Consider the following 16,146-nt stretch of genomic DNA (forward strand, 5'->3'; position numbering starts at 1 on the left):
CCGGGCCCCCTCTCTACTTCTCTCAGCTCACGGCGGAGGGGGGCACCCCTGAACGGAGTGCCCTCGTCCGCCCGTTCATGACGTCACCCGCGGTTTCCCGAGACGGTCTCGCGGGCCGCGCGGATGGATTCCTTGAGGGAGCCCATGGTGGCGAGGACGGCGGTCGGCTCGTAGCCGCAGTGCGCCATGCAGTTGGCGCAGCGCGGGTCCTTGCCCCGGCCGTACTTGTCCCAGTCGGTCTCCTCGATGAGCTGCCGGTACGTGGGTACGTAGCCGTCGCTCATCAGGTAGCAGGGACGCTGCCAGCCGAAGAGCGAGTAGTTCGGGATCGCCCACGCGGTGCACGGGAAGTCCGCCTTGCCCTCCAGGAAGTCCAGGAAGAGCGGCGAGTGATTGAGCCGCCAGCGCAGCCGGTTGCCGCCCGCGAAGGCCTTCTTGAAGAGCTCGCGGGTCTGCTCGACGCCCAGGAAGTGCTCCTGGTCGGGTGCCTTCTCGTAGGCGTAGGCGGGCGACAGCATCATCTCGTCGACCTTCAGGTCGTCGTTGAGGAAGTTCAGGACCTCGATGATGGTCTGCGGGGTGTCGGTGTTGAAGAAGGTCGAATTGGTGGTGACCCGGAAACCGCGCTTCTTGGCTTCCTTGATGGCGGCCACCGCCTCGTCGAAGACACCTTCCTTCGCGACGGACTCGTCGTGCCGCTCCCGCATCCCGTCGATGTGCACGGCGAACGCGAAATACGGCGAGGGCTGGAACTTCTCAATCTTCTTGCGCAGCAGCATGGCGTTGGTGCAGAGGAACACGTACTTCTTCTTCGCCACCAACTGCCGCACGATCTCATCGATCTGAGGGTGCATCAGCGGCTCGCCGCCGGCGATGGAGACCATCGGCGCACCGGACTCCAGGACGGCGCCGACGGCCTGCGCCACCGGCATGCGCTGCTTGAGGATTCCGGCGGGGTGCTGGATCTTCCCGCACCCCTCGCACTTCAGGTTGCAGGCGAAGAGCGGCTCCAGTTCGACGATCAGCGGGAACTTTTCACGCTTGCGCAACTTCTGTTCAAAGAGATATGTAGCGACCTTGATGGTCTGACGAAGCGGCATGGCCATCTGGCTCACCTCCGGGGGAGCAGCGAAGAACGGTGCCATTCAAAGAAAGCGGGGAGCAGGGCACGAAGAACGCGGAAAGCCGATATTCCACCGCGCACCGTGCCGATGCGGACGAGTTCGTGCTGTGGGGCATCCACGACCACCCGGACGGCGGCAACGGGCCGCTGTCCGGCGCGTACGGCACTGTGCAGCGTGGCGGCGGACTCCATGTCCACGGCGATCGCGCCCGTGGCGAGGAGTGCGCCGCGCTCGTGCCCGCGGACGACGTGGTCGGAGCCGGTGAGCGGTCCGGTGTGCACGGTGCGGCCGGGCACGGCCCGCACCAGCTCCTCGACCAGCAGCCCGGTTCCCGTACAGGGTGTGCTGCCGCGCGCGTCCCGCGTCTGCGCCGCGACGACGATGTCGCCGGGGTGCATGCCGGGGGCGAGTCCGGCGCAGAAGCCGGTGGCCAGGACGGCCGCGTCGCGCAGGGTTTCCTTTCCGAGCGCACCGCTGACGGCGCGTTCGGCGTTCTTGGGGCCCATGCCGGTGCGCAGCACGGTCATGGTGGCGGGCGCGCCGCCGCGGCCGCCGGTGCGCAGGGCGAGGTGCTCGATGCCGAGCGCGCAGGCGATCAGCAGCGGCGCGGGACCCGGCCGCGGGGCCGGGGTCCGGTCCATCAGCTGCCCTTGCCGGGGTGGGCACCGGAGCCGCCCGCGAAGGGCTCTCCGTTGATGTACCTGCCGAGGGCGGTGAGCGGGAACACCTGCCGGTACAGGTGGTAGTTGATGGAGAAATCCCAGGGGAAGCCGGTGCCGGTGAAGTACGGCTCGTCCCAGGAGCCGTCCTCGCGCTGGGTCGCGGTCAGCCAGGCGACGCCCCGCTCCACGGCCTTGCCCTCGCCCTCACCGGCCGAGAGCAGCGTGAGCAGTGCCCACGCGGTCTGTGACGCGGTCGAGGCGCCCTGCCCCGCCCAGCCGCGGTCGCGGTAGGAGCGCAGGTCCTCGCCCCAGCCGCCGTCGTCGTTCTGTACCGACTCCACCCAGCGCACGGCCCGGCGGATCGCCGGGTGGGCGGCGGGCAGGCCCGCCGTGACGAGCGCCGGCACCACCGACCCGGTGCCGTACAGGTAGTTGACGCCCCAGCGTCCGAACCAGGCGCCGTCCGGCTCCTGTTCGGCCAGCAGCCACTCGATGCCGCGCCGGGTGCGCGGGTCGTGCGTCCTGCCCTCGACGGCGAGCATCTCCACGACGTGGCCGGTGACGTCGGCGGAGGGCGGGTCGATGACCTCGCCGAAGTCGCAGAACGGCAGCCGGTTGGGGAAGGCGCTGGTGTTGTCGACGTCGAAGGCGCCCCAGGCGCCGTTCTTCGACTGCATGCCGAGGTTCCAGCGCACCCCGCGGTCGATGGCGTTCTCCAGGCGTGCCTTGTCCGGGTGCGCGACCCGGCGCAGCGCGAGGACGACCTCGGCGGTGTCGTCGATGTCGGGGTAGTTGTCGTTGTGGAACTCGAACGCCCAGCCGCCGGGCGCCAGTTCGGGCCTGCGCACCGACCAGTCGCCCGGCCGCACGATCTGCTCGCTGAGCATCCAGTCGGCGGCCTTGACCAACTGCGGGTGGTCCGCGGGCAGTCCGGCGTCCGCGAGGGCGATGGTCGCCAGACAGGTGTCCCAGACGGGCGACTGGCAGGCCTCGATCATCCGCGCCCCGTCCTCGCGCCACACGGCGAACCGGTCGAGCGAGGCGAGTCCGGCCTTGAGGACGGGGTGCTCCAGGTCGTAGCCGAGCAGGTGCAGCGCGATGACGGAGTACACGGCGGGCGGCTGGATGCCGCCCCAGCAGCCGTCGTTCTCCTGCCGCTCGATGATCCAGCGGGCGGCGCTGTTCATCGCGGCCTTGCGCAGCCGGCGCGGCGCGACCTTGTGGTAGACGTGCAGCGCCTTGTCGAGCCGCTGGAAGATTCCGTCCCAACTCGCCACGGGAGCGAGCGGCTTGGCGGGGCTCGGGTCGCACGCGTCGGTGTGCAGCTCGTCCAGGGCGAACGGCGCGGGCCGCACGGGCCGCTTGGCGGACACGATGGTGAGCGGCACTATCGTCTGCCGCGCCCAGCAGCCGAAGTCGTAGATGTTGAGCGGGACCCACTTGGGGAAGTAGATGAGCTCCGGCGGGAGTTCGGGCAGGTCGTCCCACTTCCACCAGCCGAAGAGGGCGAGCCAGATCCGGGTGAAGACGCGGGCCCCGGCGATGCCGCCCCGGTCGCGGATCCAGGCGGAGGCCCTGGCCATGTGCGGCTCGTCGGGCTCGTCACCGGCCAGGCGCAGTGCGACGTACGCCTCGATGGTGGCGGAGAGGTCACCGGGCCCGCCGAAGAAGGTGGCCCAGGTGCCGTCGTCGCGCTGCTCGCCGCGGATGAAGAGCGCGGCGGCGTGCGTGGTGTGCTCGTCCCTGATGCCGAGGAACTGCCGCAGGAGGAGGTCCTCGGCGTCCATCGTCACGTTGGTCTCGAGGTCGCCCTTCCACCAGCCCTGGGCGTCCTGGCGGGAGAGCAGGAAGGCGGTGGAGCGCTGTATGGCACGCTCGGCGGCATCCCGGACGCCGGCCGGCGCGGCGGTCGTGTCGAGCCGGTCGATGCGGTCGAGCGGCTCGATCCGGTCGATCTGTTCGGTGAGTTCGGTGGGGTCGGTGGAGTCGGTCGGTTCGGTGGACTGGCTGGCCGAGGCTGCGCGGGGCGTGGCCGCTCCGGTGCTTCCGTCGGTCGTCGCTGTCATGGCTTCCCCTTCGTGCAGTGCAGTGGCTACGTCTGCTGTGGGTCCGCCGTCGGCCGGCGCGGGGCGCCGGCCGGCGACTGCCTGGGAGTCCGGGGGTCACCCCTCGGACAGCTCGGATATCCGCGCGATAGTGATCATCTCTCTCGTACGACGACGAAGTCGGCGAGCGCGACGAGCTGCGCCCGCACCTGTTCCGGCATCTGGATGTGGTCCAGCGCCTCGATGGCGACGGCGTGCTGGCGCCGGGCCTCCTTGGCGGTCCACTCGCGGCCGCCCGCCTCCTCGATGAGGGCGGCACGCGCGGCGAACTCGTCCTCGGAGAAGTTCTCGAAGTCACTGCTCTTGGAGTCGGCGGTGAGCAGCTCCCCAAGACGCTCGGAGGCCGGGCCGCCCGCGGCGAGCGCGGCCACCACGGGCAGCGACTTCTTGCGCTGGCGCAGATCGCTCCACGTCTGCTTTCCGGTGGCCTCCGGGTCGCCCCAGATGCCGAGCAGGTCGTCCACGGCCTGGAAGGCGAGGCCGAGGTGGTAGCCGTACTTCTCCAGCGTGTCGGCGGTGCGGTCGTCCGCGCCGCCGAGGACGGCGCCGATGGAGACGGCGCAGGCGAGCAGGGCGCCGGTCTTCCTGCCCTCCATCTCCAGGCACTCCTCGACGGTGACCCGGTCGCGGTGCTCGTAGCTGATGTCCTGTGCCTGGCCGTCGATCAGCGCGCGCGTGGCGGTGATGAGGCGGCGGGTGGCGCGGCCCGCCTCGACCGTGCCGAGTTCGAGGAGGATCTCGTTGCCGAGCGCGAAGAGGGCGTCGCCGACGAGGATGGCCTGCGCGGGGCCGTGCACCTTCCATACCGTGTCGCGGTGCCGGCGCTGCTCGTCGCCGTCCATCAGATCGTCGTGCAGCAGCGAGAAGTTGTGCACGAGCTCGACGGCGACCGCGCCGGGGACGCCGATCTCGGGGGCCGCGCCCGCCGCCTCGGCGGAGAGCAGGGCGAGCGCGGGACGCACGGCCTTGCCGCCGTCGCCGTCGGACGGGTTGCCCTCGGCGTCGATCCAGCCGAAGTGGTAGGCGGCGACGGTGTCCATGGGCGGCGCGAGGCGGTCCACCGCGGCCCGCAGCACCGGGGTGGCCAGCGTCCTTCCTCTTTCGAGCAGTGAGGTCACGTCCACCGTGTCGGCAGCCGTTTTCTCGGCCGAGGGCACAGTCGGCACAGTTTCTCCTCTTGTTCCGGTGCTGGTTCTCCGGGGACCTGACCCCAGATGGTCGAGCTTCACGCCACCGCCCCCTCGAACGCGAAGAGGTGATCACGGGGGCGGTCGAGGGTGGAGAGGGCGGCTTCGGCCGCGCTGATGCCGCTGCGCACGGCGCCCTCCATGGTCGCGGGCCACCCGGTGGCGGTCCACGCGCCCGCGAGGTACAGGCCGCGGGCCTTGGTGCGGGCGCCGGGGCGGAGCCTGCCGACGCCGGGGGTGGGCGCGAACGTCGCCGTGCGCTCGCGGGTGACGAAGAAGTCCCGCACCTCGGCGCCGTGCGCCGCGGGCAGCAGCCGCTCCAGCTCCGGCAGGTAGCGCTCGCGCAGGGCGGCGACGGGCGCGTCGATCTCGTCCTGGGCGGCCGACTGGGAGAGCGCCAGGTACTGTCCCTCGGTGAGTCCGGAGGCCTCGGTCCGGTCGAAGACCCACTGGACGGGCGAGCCGATGGCGGCGAAGAACGGCCGCTTCAACACCTTGCGGTCGTAGACGACGTGGATGTTGAGGATCGGCGCGTTGTCGATGTCGAGCAGCCGGTCGGGCTTGTCGAGCGCGCCGTCGGGGAGGAGGTCGTGCGTCTCGTGCTGCGGCACGGCGAGCACGACGGTTCTGGCCTCGATGGTCTCGCCGGGAACCTCCACGCGCCAACCACCGTTCTCCGTACGGGAGATGGAGGTGGCTCGTGTCTTCAGTTCCGTACGGACTCCCGCGGCGTCGAGCGCCTTGCGGGCGAGTTTGTCGTGCAGATCACCGAGGGGTGCCCGGGCCCAGCCGATGTCGGCGGCGCCGGGTTCCGAGAGCAGTCCGGTCTTGAACACCATCGCGGCGAGTCCGAGGGAGGCGTCGCCCGCGACGGCGTTGAGCGTGGCGACGCCCACGAGGTCCCAGAGTGCCTCGATGGCGCGCGCCGACTGACCGTGCCCGGCGAGCCAGCTGCCGAAGTCCTGGTTGTCGAGCACGGGATCGGACGGGTCGAGCCCCTTGAGGGCGAGCGCCGCGCGGCCCACCTTGGCGCGCTCGGCGACCGACAGATGCGGGTACGTGGCGAGGCTCGCCGCGAGATGCAGCGGTACGGGCAGGGCGGTGCGCCGCAGCCGTCCGAGCCGGTTGCGGTCGGCGTCCAGGACGGGCACGTCGAGACGTTCCTGCAAGGGCGCGAGATGTGCGGCCTCGACGCGGTCAAGGAACCAGCGGTAGGCGGTGCAGCAGCGCAGATAGACGTGCTGGCCGTTGTCGACGGTCAGCGCGCCGCGCCGGAAGGAGAACGCGAGGCCGCCGAGGCGCGGCCGCCCTTCGAGCAGCGTCACGCGCAGTCCCGCGTCGGCGAGCGCGAGGGCGGCGGTGATGCCGGCGAGGCCGCCGCCGACCACCACGGCGGCCGCCCCTGCGGAGCGGCCTTCGGCGTCCTCGGTCAGCCCTTCGGGCTGCATGTCTTCCCTCTTCACGCACCCACCCCTTCGGCCGTTGCAGTCTGGGACGCGACCATGGAGCGGAGGGTTGCCCGCCGCTTTGCGAACGTTGTCCCAGCTGTCCCACGATCGCTCCGGATGCGCATCACACACGCCTCCGGACGGTCTGCCGTGACACGTTCCGCGCGTCGAGCCCGGACAGTCCGCGCACGGCTACGTACGCCTTCTCTCGCCCCGGCAGCGAGACGCGGCCGCGCAGGACAGCCTCGGGTTCCCGCTCGATGCGGTCGAGGAGTCTGCGGTAGATGCCGGCCATGGCCGCCACACAGGCACCACTGCGCCGGTCCAGCATCGGCAGCAGGTGGTAGCCCTCGGCGAACAGGGCACGTGCGCGGCGCACTTCGAAGTGGATGAGTCCCGCGAAGTCGGAACCGGCGGGCGGCTCGGAGCCCGCGAACCCGGCGGAGCAGCCGAACTTGGCGAGGTCGTCGGCGGGCAGGTAGGTCCGTCCGTCCTGCGCGTCCTCGCGAACGTCCCGGAGGATGTTGGTCAGTTGGAGTGCGAGACCGAGCGTGTCGGCATACTCCGGCGCGCGCTCGGCATGGAGCGCCCCCCGTTCCGTGCCGAACACGCCGAGCGAGAGCCGTCCGATCGCCCCGGCCACACAGCGGCAGTAGACCTTCAGGTCCTCCCACGTCTCGTACGACGCGCCGCGTACGTCCATGAGGACCCCGTCGATCAGTTCGTCGAGGCCGTCCATGGGGATGGGGAAGTGCGAGGCGGCGTGCGCGAGGGCGACCGCGACCGGGTCGGTGTCGTCCTCCCGCACACCGCCCGCACGGACCCGGGCGACCAGGGCCCGGGTGTCGTCGAGCCGCTCGGCCTTGACGTCCGGAGCGAGCGCGCCGTCCCCGATGTCGTCCACCCGCCGCGAGAGGGCGTACAGCGCGGACATGGCCCGGCGCTTGGGCGTCGGCAGCAGCCTGATGCCGTACGCGAAGTTGCGTGCCTGCTGACCGGTCACGGCCTCGCAGTAGCTGTACGCGGCGAGCACCGGCGGGGACATGCGCAGCTCTGAATCCACGGCCCGGCTCACCCCTCTCCTCGCAGCACTGCACCCGCCTCGCACACCAAGCGGAGCTTGGTGGGTCTGGGTGGTCCGGGAAGTACGTCGTATCCGGTGTCGACGATCGCCCGGACCGCCGCCCTCCCCCCTCCCACGAACCCGGCAAGCAGCAGCTTCAGCCTGCCGTGGACGCTACCCACCAGGGGGGTGCCTTCATTCAGCAGGCCGCGGGCGCGTTCCGCTTCGAACGCGACCAGCGCGCGCACCGACGCGCCCGCTGTCGGCATGGCCAGGTCTGACTCGCTCACGTGGAACCGCTTCATGTCCTCGACGGGCAGGTAGATGCGGCCGCGCCGCAGGTCTTCGGCGACGTCCTGAATGTGCTCGACGATCTGCAGCGCGGTGCAGACGGCGTCCGAGCGCCGGACGCGCTCGGGGGTCTCCGTGCCCGTGATGGCCAGGACGAGACGGCCGATCGGGTTGGCGGAGAGCGCGCAGTACGCCACGAGGTCGTCGTAGGTCTCGTAGCGCGTGACGCGCTGGTCCTGGCGGTTGGCCTCGATCAGGGCGAGGAAGGGGGCGGCCGTCAGGGTGCCGCGCTCGGCGGCCGGGCGCAGCGCCCGCACCAGCGGATGGCCGGGGTCCTTGCCGCCGAAGACCTTGCCGAGGTCCGCTTCGACGGCGTCGAGGAGCTTCAGCGGGTCGTCGGCGTCGCGGCCTTCGAGGCCGAGAAGGCGGGCGTGATCGGCCTCGGGTGCCAGGTCGCCGTCGCCGATGTCGTCGATCAGGCGCACGACGCCGTAGACGGCCATGAGGTCGTCGCGCCAGGACCGGGGCAGGAAGAAGGGCGCCACCGGGAAGTTCTCGTCCGCGGCCTTGTCGAGGACGGCGGATGCATCGCGGAGCTGGAGATCATCCGTAGCCATTGCCGTCACATCTCCCGTTCTACACTGCCGACCCAATACATCCTATTTCGGACACGCCGCCCGGCACTCTCCGGGGTGGGCCGTGCTCCGGGCCGGGACGCCGCGCGATATCGCCCCACTTGCCGCGAATCAGCACCTGTACAGCTTACGTTGTACAACCCCTCACGCATCGTCGGGGTGTTCGGCGCATCACAACAACACACCGATTGGTGTCAATCTTCCTTCCCCAGCGGCGAGTTGAGGGACGCGAGAGGCCCCTGGGACACCATGTCACGACAGTGCCCCGCCGGATTCCTCCCGGCGGGGCACTGCTGCCGAACGGGTGCTTGCCCGGTGGCTCGATCGGGCTACTTGCCCGTGAACTTCTCGTACTCCTTTATGACCTCGTCGGTCGGCCCGTCCATGCGCAGCTCGCCGCGCTCCAGCCACAGCACGCGGTCGCAGGTGTCGCGGATGGACTTGTTGTTGTGGCTGACCAGGAAGACCGTGCCGGCCTCCTTGCGGAGCTCGCGGATGCGCGCCTCGGACCGCTTCTGGAACTTGCGGTCGCCGGTGGCAAGGGCCTCGTCGATCATGAGGACGTCGTGATCCTTGGCGGCCGCGATGGAGAAGCGCAGGCGCGCCGCCATGCCCGAGGAGTACGTCCGCATCGGAAGGGTGATGAAGTCGCCCTTCTCGTTGATCCCGGAGAAATCGACGATCTCCTGGTAGCGCTCCCTGATCTGCTCGCGGGACATGCCCATCGCGAGACCGCCGAGGATGACGTTCCGCTCGCCCGTCAGGTCGTTCATCAGGGCCGCGTTGACGCCGAGCAGCGAGGGCTGGCCGTCGGTGTAGACCTTGCCCTGCTCGGCGGGGAGCAGGCCCGCGATGGCGCGGAGCAGGGTGGACTTGCCGGAGCCGTTCGAGCCGATCAGGCCGATGGCCTCGCCGCGGTAGGCGGTGAAGCTGACGCCGCGCACGGCGTGCACCTTGCGCACACCCCGCTCCTCGCCGCGCCGCAGCATGCGGCTGAGCGCAGAGGTGGCGCTGCCCTTGCCCGTCCTCGCACCGTTGACGCGGTAGACGATGTGCAGCTCGTCGGCGATAACGGTGGGGATGTGCCCCTTGCCCGCGTTCGCGTCGCCCTTGTCGGGCGTCTTGTCGTCAGCCACGGCCGTACCGCTCCTCAGCCTTCCAGAAGTACACGAAGCCCACGAGGCCGATCACGACGGCCCAGCCGACGGCGAAGAGCCACACGTGCGGCGGCAGATACGAGGAGTCGTACTTGTCGATCATGGCGAAGCGGATCAGGTCCATGTAGATCGAGGCCGGATTCCACTGGAGCACGTCCCCGACCCAGCTGGGCACGTCCTTCTTGGTCGCGAGCATCGCGGGGATGCTGAACATGACGCCCGACGCGTACATCCAGGTCCGCATCACGAACGGCATCAGCTGTGCCAGGTCGGGCGTCTTGCTGCCCATCCTGGCGAAGATCAGCGCCAGGCCCATGTTGAAGACGAACTGCAGGACAAGCGCGGGCAGGACGAGCAGCCAGGACAGGGCGGGGAAGATCCCGAACGCACACATGATCACGACGAGCACGATCATCGAGAAGAGCAGCTGCTGGAGCTGCTGCAGCGCGAAGGAGATCGGCAGTGAGGCGCGCGGGAAGTGCAGGGCCCTGACGAGCCCGAGGTTGCCGGAGATCGCCCGCACGCCCGCCATGACCGAGCTCTGCGTGAACGTGAAGACGAAGACCCCCGTCACCAGGAACGGCACGTAGATCTCGTGCGGGATGCCCTCCCTGGCGCCGAGCAGCAGCCCGAAGATGAAGAAGTAGACCGCCGCGTTCAGCAGCGGCGTCGCCACCTGCCACAGCTGGCCGAGCTTGGCCTGGCTGTACTGGGCGGTGAGCTTCGCCTGGGAGAAGGCGAGGATGAAGTGGCGCCGTCCCCAGAGCTGGCGGACGTACTCGAAAAGTCCGGGCCGGGCGCCGCTGACGGTCAGACCGTACTTGGCGGCGAGGTCGGCGCGGGAGAGCCCGTCATCGGGCGGCGGTGTCGACGGGGATGCTGTCACCGCGACTCCGCCGTCATGCGTTGTCTCACTCACGAGTGGAAACTTTCGTCTTCAGATGCGCAGCCGGTCGGGCGTAGGCGTGGGCCAGGGACCGGGGTATGGCCCGAATGCTCTCAGACCCGAGCTTGTCAGATGACAGGAGGTCGGCCCAGTCGGGTCAGCCGCCACACCGTACGCCACTTCATCGGCTTGCGAGGGCCGCAGGGCGTGGTCCAGCCCTCCTTGAAACCGCCGAACCACGCCTTCAGGGCCGGGCCCGAGGGACGCCGGGCGAGGGTGAGCAGCATCCAGACGCCGAGGTAGACCGGGACCAGGAGCGCGGGGAGGTTGCGACGGGCGAGCCAGACGCGGTTGCGGGCCACCATGCGGTGGTAGACGGCGTGCCGGGAGGGGGCCGTCGTGGGGTGGAACAGCACCATGTCGGAGCGGTAGTCGATCATCCAGCCCGCGTTCAGCGCGCGCCAGGCGAGGTCGGTCTCCTCGTGTGCGTAGAAGAACTCACCGGGCAGGCCGCCGACCTCGGCGATGACCTTCGTACGGACGGCGTTGGCGCCGCCGAGGAACGTCGTCACGCGCGAGGAGCGCATCGGGTCGGAGGCCCGCAGGCGCGGCACGTGGCGGCGCTGGGTCTCCCCCGTGTCCGGGTCCGCGATGCGGAAGCTGATGATGCCGAGCTCCGGGTCGGCGGCGAACGCCTCGCGGCACAGCCGCGCCGTGTCCAGGGTGGCGAGCAGGCCGTCGTCGTCCAGGAAGAGCAGGATGTCGACGTCGGTGCCGCCGGGGCCGAAGGCCTCGATGCCGACGTTGCGGCCGCCGGGGATGCCGAGGTTCTCGGGGAGTTCGACGGTGCGCACCCCTTCGGGGACCTCGGGCACGGGGGCGCCGTTGCCGACCACGACCACCTCGACCGGGTCGCCCTCCTGCTTGGCGACCGAGTCGAGGAGGGCGCGCAGCTCCTGCGGCCGGTTGCCCATCGTGATGATGACGGCGCCGACCTTCAGCTTCTCTGCCGGGGTGGCCGGGGTGGCCGGGGTGCTCGGGGTGCTCACTTCAACCTGCTCGATACGAGGATGGACACGAGGTGGAGCAGGGTCTGCAGCAGCGCGATGCCCGCGAGGACGGCGACACCGAGACGCGAGAAGAACAGGTCGCCCCGGGCCTGGTCCACGAACGCGATGACCAGGATCAGCAGGGACGCCTCGACCCCGAGGATGAGCCGGTGGAACTTCAGCGCGGCGGCGGCCCTGCGGGCCAGCGCCATGCCGGAGGAGCGCGGCTCGGCCGCGGACTCCTTGACCGGCTCCTTGCCCGTCTGGTGACGGGCGACGCCGACCAGGTCGGTCTCGGCCTTGATCAGGATCGCGCCGAGGGCGGCCAGGGTGCCGAGGAAGGCCCACAGCCAGTCGATGCGTCCCGAGCCCCAGATGTCGGCGGCGCGCAGACCGAAGCCGACCAGGACCGCGGCGTCGCACAGGTAGGCGGCGACCCGGTCGAGGTAGACGCCGGCCATCGAGTACTGCTTCTTCCAGCGGGCGATCTCACCGTCCACGCAGTCGAGCAGCAGGTAGAGCTGGACCGCGAGCACGCCGAGCACGGCGCCCGTGATGCCCGGCACCAGCAGGGCGGGGGCGGCGAGGGCGCCGGCGACGGTCATCACGTAGGTCAGCTGGTTGGGCGTGACCCGCGTGTTCACCAGGTGCCGGTCGATGCGGAGGGAGACCTCGCGCATGTAGAGCCGGCCGGCCCAGTGTTCGCCGCTGCGCCGGTCCTTCACCCCCGGGGGGTGAACAACCGGGCGGAGCTCAGCTACCGATGGCTTTTGCATAGTCGGCGTATGCGTCCCTGATCTGGTCGGTGGACAGGTCGAGGTGTTCGAGGATCGTGTAGCGGCCCGGCCGGGTCTGCGGAGCGAACTCCACGACCTTCACGAACTCCTCCACGGTGAACCCGATCTCCTCCGGCAGTACGGGCAGGCCGTGGCGACGCAGCACCGAGGCCATGTACGCCGACTCCTCGCGGGCACCGCGCAGGTGCATCGCGAACGCCGCGCCCAGGCCGCACTGCTCGCCGTGGCTGGCGGCGCGCTTGGGGAAGAGCAGGTCGAAGGCGTGGTTGATCTCGTGGCAGGCGCCCGACGCGGGGCGGGAGTCGCCCGAGATGGACATCGCGATGCCGGTGAGGACCAGGCCCTCGGCGAGCACCTGGAGGAAGCCGTCGTCGCCGACGCCGCCGGGGTGGCGCAGCACCGCCTCGCCCGCCTGGCGGGCCATGGCGGCCGCGAGGCCGTCGATGTCCTCGCCGCGCTCGCGGGCGGCGAGCTCCCAGTCGCGGATCGCGGAGATGTTGGACAGCGCGTCGCCGATGCCGGAGCGGACGAAGCGGACCGGGGCCTCACGGATGATGTCGAGGTCGATGACGACCGCGATCGGGTTCGGCACGCCGTACGAACCGCGGCCCGCGTCGTTGTCCAGGGTGGCGACGGGCGAGCAGAGGCCGTCGTGCGACAGGTTCGTCGCGACGGCGACCAGCGGCAGACCCACGCGCGCCGCGGCGAACTTGGCGCAGTCGATGATCTTGCCGCCGCCGAGGCCGACGATCGCGTCGTAGCGGCCCGACTTCCTGATGTCTTCGCCGAGCTTGATGGCGTCGTCGAGCGTGCCGCCACCGACCTCGAACCACTCCGCGCCGCTCAGCGAGGGCATCAGCCGCTCGCGGAGCACCGCGCCCGAGCCACCGCTGATGGCGATGGCGAGCTTGCCGGTCGACGAGCAGATCCGCTGGTCGGCGAGGACACCGGCCAGGTCGTCGATCGCCCCCGGCCGGATGTCGACGACGACCGGCGAGGGGATGAGCCTCGTCAGTACAGGCACGCGATCTCCCGGCCCTTGGCGAGGTCGTCGTGGTTGTCGATCTCGACCCACTTGACGTCGCCGATCGGGGCCACGTCGACCTTGAAGCCGCGGTTGACGAGCTCCTGGTAGCCGTCCTCGTAGTAGAGGTCGGGGTCGCGCTCGAAGGTGGTCTTCAGCGCGTCGGCGAGCTCGTCGGCCGCGGAGCCCTCGATGAGGGTGACGCCGATGTACTCACCGGTGGCCTCGGAGGGGTCCATCAGCTTGGTGATGCGCTGCACGCCCTTGGCGTCGTCGACGATGACCTTCATCTCCTCGTCGGCGAGCTGCTTCACCGTGTCGAGGGCGAGGATGATCTTCTGGCCGTTGCCGCGGGCGGCGAGCAGCGTCTTCTCGACGGAGACCGGGTGCACGGTGTCGCCGTTGGCGAGGATCACGTCGTGCTTGATGGCGTCACGGCCGCACCACAGGGAGTAGGCGTTGTTCCACTCCTCGGCCTTGTCGTTGTCGATCAGGGTCAGCTTGAGGCCGTACTTCGCCTCGAGCGCCGCCTTGCGCTCGTAGACGGCCTCCTTCTTGTAGCCGACGATGATCGCGACCTCGGTGAGACCGATCTCGGCGAAGTTGCCGAGCGTCAGGTCGAGGATGGTGGTCTCACCATCGACGGGCACCAGGGCCTTGGGCAGCGTGTCCGTGTAAGGGCGAAGACGCCGTCCGGCGCCGGCCGCCAGCACGAGGCCGATCATGCGGGTTCTCCTTCATCGTGTACGGCGGGTGCGCCCTTTTTCTCGGCGGCGACCCAGAAGCGGATGCTCTCGACGAGCACCACCAGTGCCACGGCCACGGCGAGTGCCGTGAGCGCGACGGGAAAATCTGTGGTGGACAGCAGGGCTGCGGCCAGCGCGACCACGAGGGTCCGGCATTCCTGGCCGCCGATCGCCCGCACCAGCCAGCGCGGAGGCGCGCCGGTGCCGCCCTTGATGCGGTACACCGTGTCGTAGTGATGGTAGGCGACCGCGGCCACCAGTCCGAAAGCCGCGGGAAGGGCTCCGTTCACATCGGCCTTGGCCGCAAGGACCAGGATCGTGCCGTACTCGGCGGCGCGGAAGAACGGCGGGACCAGCCAGTCGAGGGGGCCCTTGAGGGGCATGATCAGGGCGAGGCCCGACAGGGCGATGTACAGCGCGGCGGCGGCCACGACCACGGGGCTGCCGTAGGGGTTGGCCAGCGCCGTGCCGACGAGCCCGGCGCCGCCGACGAAGGCGAGCACCGGAGCGGGACGCAGCCAGGTCACCCGTGGCCGCAGGGCGGAGAAGGCCGAGGCCAGGGGGCCGTTGTCGGCGAGGTCCGCGAGGGCGAGCGCGGCGCGGTCGGTGCGGGTCGCCTTGCGGGTCAGCGAGCGCAGGACGCGTCCGGCGGTGGTGTAGCAGGCGGCGAGCGCGCAGCCGATGAGCAGGACGACGAGGGTGATGCGCGGGGTGGTGAGCGCGGTGAGCACCGCGATCATCGCCCAGCGTTCGCCGATGGGCAGGACTATCATCCGGCGCACCCAGACCGTCCAGCCGACGCTGTCGAGCTTGTCCGAGAGGGCCGCGGTGGGGCTGGTGTTGGCACTCGCATCGTGATTCGCCTCGTTGAAGGAGAAGTCCACGACGTGCCGGCAGGTCTGCAGGACCATCGCGCCGAGCGCGAGCGCCCATACGTCATCGCCGCCGCGTGCGGCGCCGAGTGCGAGGCCGGCGTAGTAGGCGTACTCCTTGGCGCGGTCGAACGTCGCGTCCAGCCAGGCGCCGAGCGTCGAGTACTGCAGGGAGTAGCGGGCGAGCTGCCCGTCGGTGCAGTCCAGGACGAAGGAGAAGAGCAGCAGCAGGCCGGCCGCGACGAAGCCGCCGCGCGTGCCGGTCGCCGCGCAGCCCGCCGCGATCAGGGCGGTGAGCAGCGAGGCCGTGGTGACCTGGTTCGGGGTGAGGCCGCGGCGCGCGCACCAGCGGGCGATGTAGCGCGAGTACGGGGAGATGCAGTACGTCGTGAAGAAGCCGTCCCGCGACTTGACCGCGGTGCGCAGGCGTACCGCCTCGTCGTCCACGGCCGCCACGGCCTGGCGCGCTTCGTTGCGCGTCTGCGGGTCGCTGGGCACGGTGGCGACGAGGGTGCCGAGCTCGGGGCGGTGCACGTCGGTGGCGCCGGACTCCATGGCCGCGGCGAGGTCGTCCGGGAGTGCGTCGAGCGTCACGGCGCCGCCCGCGGTCCCGGCGGTTCCCGCGGTCGCCCGCAGGGCGCGCGTCAGTGCCGCGCGGGCCGCCGGCTTGGCCGTGACGGCGCCGGGCACGGCGGACGCGGCGAAGCGGGGGTCAGTGAGGGCGAGGCGCAGCGCGTGGACGTGTCCGACGAAGCGGGCGTCGACGACCGCGACCCGCTGGTCGCCGGGTACGGCGGCGAGCAGCGCCTCGGCGTCCGCCGCGTCGGAGGCGACCCGCACGTCGAAGCCGAGGGACCGCAGATCGCCTTCGAGCGGCGACCCGGGGACCGGCTGACCGGTGAGGATGGCGGTCGACAGACGAACTCACTCCTTGAGTACCGGCGCGGCTCGCGCCGGGCACATGCGTAAGGGGAGCGCCCCTGGCCATGGCGGCCGGGCGGCACGTCGGCTGAGGCTATCGGATGACGGGAAGCGGGCGTTCATCGCCCGTTCACGCCCCGATAGAGCCTGTGTCATAACCCCGGCCGGGGTTGTGACGC

The 16,146-nt window shown here is 70.6% G+C and carries 14 protein-coding genes; all 14 read right to left on the reverse strand.

Annotated elements, in window-relative coordinates:
- Window positions 1-83: 83 nt before the first annotated feature.
- The 14 genes from hpnH to AB0N81_RS13775 all read right to left on the reverse strand — a co-directional run bounded on the left by hpnH (window position 84) and on the right by AB0N81_RS13775 (window position 15,964).
- A complete protein-coding gene (gene hpnH, locus AB0N81_RS13710; RefSeq protein WP_365357992.1) occupies window positions 84-1,106 on the reverse strand; it encodes an adenosyl-hopene transferase HpnH in 1,023 nt (340 codons plus the stop codon).
- A gap of 5 nt (window positions 1,107-1,111) precedes the next feature.
- Window positions 1,112-1,765 (reverse strand): 1-hydroxy-2-methyl-2-butenyl 4-diphosphate reductase, encoded by a 654-nt coding sequence (locus AB0N81_RS13715; protein ID WP_365357993.1) that lies wholly within the window; start codon window positions 1,763-1,765, stop codon window positions 1,112-1,114.
- Window positions 1,765-3,852 carry a squalene--hopene cyclase gene (shc, locus tag AB0N81_RS13720; RefSeq protein ID WP_365357994.1) on the reverse strand — a complete coding sequence of 696 codons (2,088 nt, stop codon included), beginning with the start codon at window positions 3,850-3,852 and terminating at the stop codon, window positions 1,765-1,767. The genes AB0N81_RS13715 and shc overlap by 1 nt, the downstream gene beginning before the upstream one ends.
- 134 nt (window positions 3,853-3,986) lie before the next feature.
- Entirely contained in the window at window positions 3,987-5,120 is a 1,134-nt protein-coding gene (locus tag AB0N81_RS13725; protein ID WP_365357995.1) for a polyprenyl synthetase family protein, read from the reverse strand.
- The gene (gene hpnE / locus AB0N81_RS13730) at window positions 5,117-6,526 is read right to left on the reverse strand and encodes a hydroxysqualene dehydroxylase HpnE (protein ID WP_365358099.1); all 1,410 of its coding nucleotides are present in this window, start codon (window positions 6,524-6,526) and stop codon (window positions 5,117-5,119) included. Before hpnE ends, AB0N81_RS13725 begins: the two co-directional genes overlap by 4 nt.
- A 124-nt stretch (window positions 6,527-6,650) precedes the next feature.
- A complete protein-coding gene (gene hpnD / locus AB0N81_RS13735; RefSeq protein ID WP_365357996.1) occupies window positions 6,651-7,601 on the reverse strand; it encodes a presqualene diphosphate synthase HpnD in 951 nt (316 codons plus the stop codon).
- Window positions 7,598-8,497, reverse strand: a complete 900-nt coding sequence (gene hpnC, locus AB0N81_RS13740) for a squalene synthase HpnC (RefSeq protein ID WP_365357997.1) — start codon at window positions 8,495-8,497, stop codon at window positions 7,598-7,600. The genes hpnD and hpnC overlap by 4 nt, the downstream gene beginning before the upstream one ends.
- A gap of 347 nt (window positions 8,498-8,844) precedes the next feature.
- Window positions 8,845-9,651 carry an ABC transporter ATP-binding protein gene (locus AB0N81_RS13745; RefSeq protein ID WP_365357998.1) on the reverse strand — a complete coding sequence of 269 codons (807 nt, stop codon included), beginning with the start codon at window positions 9,649-9,651 and terminating at the stop codon, window positions 8,845-8,847.
- Window positions 9,644-10,591 carry an ABC transporter permease gene (locus tag AB0N81_RS13750; RefSeq protein ID WP_365357999.1) on the reverse strand — a complete coding sequence of 316 codons (948 nt, stop codon included), beginning with the start codon at window positions 10,589-10,591 and terminating at the stop codon, window positions 9,644-9,646. The genes AB0N81_RS13745 and AB0N81_RS13750 overlap by 8 nt, the downstream gene beginning before the upstream one ends.
- A gap of 95 nt (window positions 10,592-10,686) precedes the next feature.
- On the reverse strand, window positions 10,687-11,559 hold the full coding sequence (locus AB0N81_RS13755; RefSeq protein ID WP_365358100.1) for a glycosyltransferase: 873 nt from the start codon (window positions 11,557-11,559) through the stop codon (window positions 10,687-10,689).
- 44 nt (window positions 11,560-11,603) lie between these two features.
- On the reverse strand, window positions 11,604-12,383 hold the full coding sequence (locus AB0N81_RS13760) for a CDP-alcohol phosphatidyltransferase family protein (RefSeq protein WP_365358000.1): 780 nt from the start codon (window positions 12,381-12,383) through the stop codon (window positions 11,604-11,606).
- Window positions 12,361-13,428, reverse strand: coding sequence for an iron-containing alcohol dehydrogenase family protein (locus tag AB0N81_RS13765; protein WP_365358001.1), 1,068 nt, complete (start codon window positions 13,426-13,428; stop codon window positions 12,361-12,363). The genes AB0N81_RS13760 and AB0N81_RS13765 overlap by 23 nt, the downstream gene beginning before the upstream one ends.
- Window positions 13,416-14,153, reverse strand: a complete 738-nt coding sequence (locus AB0N81_RS13770) for a phosphocholine cytidylyltransferase family protein (RefSeq protein WP_365358002.1) — start codon at window positions 14,151-14,153, stop codon at window positions 13,416-13,418. The genes AB0N81_RS13765 and AB0N81_RS13770 overlap by 13 nt, the downstream gene beginning before the upstream one ends.
- Entirely contained in the window at window positions 14,150-15,964 is a 1,815-nt protein-coding gene (locus AB0N81_RS13775) for a DUF5941 domain-containing protein (RefSeq protein ID WP_365358101.1), read from the reverse strand. Before AB0N81_RS13775 ends, AB0N81_RS13770 begins: the two co-directional genes overlap by 4 nt.
- Between the last annotated feature and the right edge of the window lie 182 nt (window positions 15,965-16,146).

It is taken from the genome of Streptomyces sp. NPDC093510, from assembly GCF_040683555.1.
Taxonomy (GTDB): Bacteria; Actinomycetota; Actinomycetes; order Streptomycetales; family Streptomycetaceae; genus Streptomyces.

Excerpts from the sequence above, each read along its gene's own strand:
- AB0N81_RS13715 (WP_365357993.1), bottom strand. The coding sequence starts at position 1,765 with ATGGACCGGACCCCGGCCCCGCGGCCGGGTCCCGCGCCGCTGCTGATC.
- hpnC (WP_365357997.1), bottom strand. The coding sequence starts at position 8,497 with ATGGCTACGGATGATCTCCAGCTCCGCGATGCATCCGCCGTCCTCGAC.
- AB0N81_RS13770 (WP_365358002.1), bottom strand. The coding sequence starts at position 14,153 with ATGATCGGCCTCGTGCTGGCGGCCGGCGCCGGACGGCGTCTTCGCCCT.
- hpnE (WP_365358099.1), bottom strand. The coding sequence starts at position 6,526 with ATGCAGCCCGAAGGGCTGACCGAGGACGCCGAAGGCCGCTCCGCAGGG.
- shc (WP_365357994.1), bottom strand. The coding sequence starts at position 3,852 with ATGACAGCGACGACCGACGGAAGCACCGGAGCGGCCACGCCCCGCGCA.
- hpnH (WP_365357992.1), bottom strand. The coding sequence starts at position 1,106 with ATGGCCATGCCGCTTCGTCAGACCATCAAGGTCGCTACATATCTCTTT.
- AB0N81_RS13760 (WP_365358000.1), bottom strand. The coding sequence starts at position 12,383 with ATGCAAAAGCCATCGGTAGCTGAGCTCCGCCCGGTTGTTCACCCCCCG.